Here is a 675-nt window from a genome sequence, read left to right as displayed (position 1 = left end):
TAAAAACGATGAATTGCGATAACCTTAGTTTTTTGCTCCCACCACGAAGTAAAAACCTATGAATTATCAGCAACTCACCGAGGGTGATAGATATATGATAGTCGCGCTCAAAAGGCAAGGATTAAGTTTTACCAACATTGCCAAGGCGATTGGAAAGCACCGAAGTACCATTTATCGTGAAGTTAAACGTAATACTTGCTGGCATCAGGATGGCTCATATCGCCCCATCAAAGCACAGCGACGGACAAAAGCACGTCGAAGACGCTCAAGGAGAAATCAACATTTTACTGAAAAAGATTACGCAATTGTACGACAACTTTTGCGTAAACAGTGGAGTCCTGAACAAATTACTGGCTACTTAAAAAGACAAGGTGTTCGCTGTTTTAGCCACGAAACTATTTACAAGTATATTTGGCGAGATAAGCGAAATGGCGGCACCTTATGGCAGCATTTACGCTGTGCAAACAAGCGAAGACGTAAACGTTATAACGCTTACGATAGCCGTGGTAGGCTTGCTGATAAACGAAATATAGCTGAACGCCCTAGCGAGATTGAAACACGAAAAACACAAGGGCATTGGGAAATTGATACCGTGATGGGAAAAGGCTCTAAACACTGTATTGTAACACTCGTTGAGCGAAAAACAGGCTATACATTAATTGGACAGCTTAACGA

1 protein-coding gene is annotated in these 675 nt (G+C 41.8%); it reads left to right on the top strand.

The window, feature by feature from the left end:
• Positions 1–58: 58 nt before the first annotated feature.
• Positions 59–675: IS30 family transposase (locus tag AC27HL_RS19555; protein ID WP_487082729.1), on the top strand; the 617-nt coding region annotated here is incomplete at its 3' end.

The sequence above is a fragment of the Colwellia aquaemaris genome (genome assembly GCF_057548755.1).
This window is presented reverse-complemented; position numbering and strand designations above follow the sequence as displayed.